The sequence below is a fragment of the Shewanella litoralis genome (genome assembly GCF_009828585.1).
In the GTDB taxonomy this organism is placed as follows: Bacteria; Pseudomonadota; Gammaproteobacteria; order Enterobacterales; family Shewanellaceae; genus Shewanella; species Shewanella litoralis.
Genome location: NZ_WSRZ01000066.1, coordinates 1 through 1128 on the forward strand (window position 1 = coordinate 1; position 1128 = coordinate 1128).

A 1128-nucleotide genomic window follows, 5' to 3' on the forward strand; every position below is an offset into this window, starting at 1 on the left:
TCAAATGCTTGTTACTAGCTCGCCAACGCTTTTCGCAAGTTACTACGTCCTTCATCGCCTCTGACTGCCAAGGCATCCACCGTATACGCTTGGTCACTTAACCATACAACCCAAATGAGTTTCACTTACGTGAACATCATCCTGCACTCTGCGTTAACAGCGTGCCAGATTGTATCGCAACCAGCTTGGTTTTTACTTGATCGTTCGCATCCGCTTTCGCGTCGCAAACTCGCCTTAGTTTTTTAGAATATTCAAGACACTTAAACAGTGTTTTGAGAACTCAATGTTTAATACGCCACCTAAAATAAAGTGCCGCATCAAACGATTTGCAATTAATTACATGACAGACTCATGCAATTAATTACTATCAGCTTTCCAAATTGTTAAAGAGCGGGCTTAAAAAAGCCAAAGATAAAATTTCGTTTATCTTTGGCATCTCTTACCAATGCATGTCATGGTGGAGCAATATGAGTGTAAACAATCCGCGTTAATAGCGTATTGACTAAACCAATTGAACCAACAAGTAAATGGTGGAGCTATGCGGGATCGAACCGCAGACCTCCTGCGTGCAAGGCAGGCGCTCTCCCAGCTGAGCTATAGCCCCATTTACATGCAGTTGAGATTAATATCCAGTATCCAATCACAAAGATTGGCGAAGCCAAATCGATTTAAATCAAGGCGATTTATTCCGACGTTTAGCTTGCTAAACGAGGTATAAATTAACGCAGAGTTAAAGAAGATTTGGTGGGTCAGAGTGGACTTGAACCACCGACCTCACCCTTATCAGGGGTGCGCTCTAACCAGCTGAGCTACAGACCCATTCTTTTTGGTCTTTTAACCGTTACTCAGCGTTGCTTTCGTCGTTCGGTCGTCATGTAGCAACCTACACATCCTCCCTCTCTTCTCAAGCGCCTTGATTAACAATCAAAATCCTCAAAAATACCTTCCGATATCTTTCTCTTTCTTTCTATCAAGTAATCTGTGTGAACACTCACATGCATCGCTGCACTTTAGGTATTGAGTTAGTCGTATAGGTAAGGAGGTGATCCAGCCCCAGGTTCCCCTAGGGCTACCTTGTTACGACTTCACCCCAGTCATGAACCACAAAGTGGTGAGCGTTCTCCCGAA

The 1128-nt window shown here is 43.7% G+C and carries 2 tRNA genes and 2 rRNA genes; all 4 read right to left on the reverse strand.

Annotation, left to right across the window (positions count from 1 at the left end):
* Positions 1-103: ribosomal RNA gene (locus GQA99_RS20110) — 23S ribosomal RNA — on the reverse strand; the annotation flags it as partial.
* A 425-nt stretch (positions 104-528) separates the two neighbouring features.
* Positions 529-604 (reverse strand) — tRNA-Ala (locus GQA99_RS20115).
* Positions 605-742: 138 nt separating this feature from the next.
* Positions 743-819, reverse strand: a tRNA-Ile gene (locus tag GQA99_RS20120).
* 216 nt (positions 820-1035) lie between these two features.
* Positions 1036-1128 (reverse strand): 16S ribosomal RNA (locus GQA99_RS20125); the annotation flags it as partial.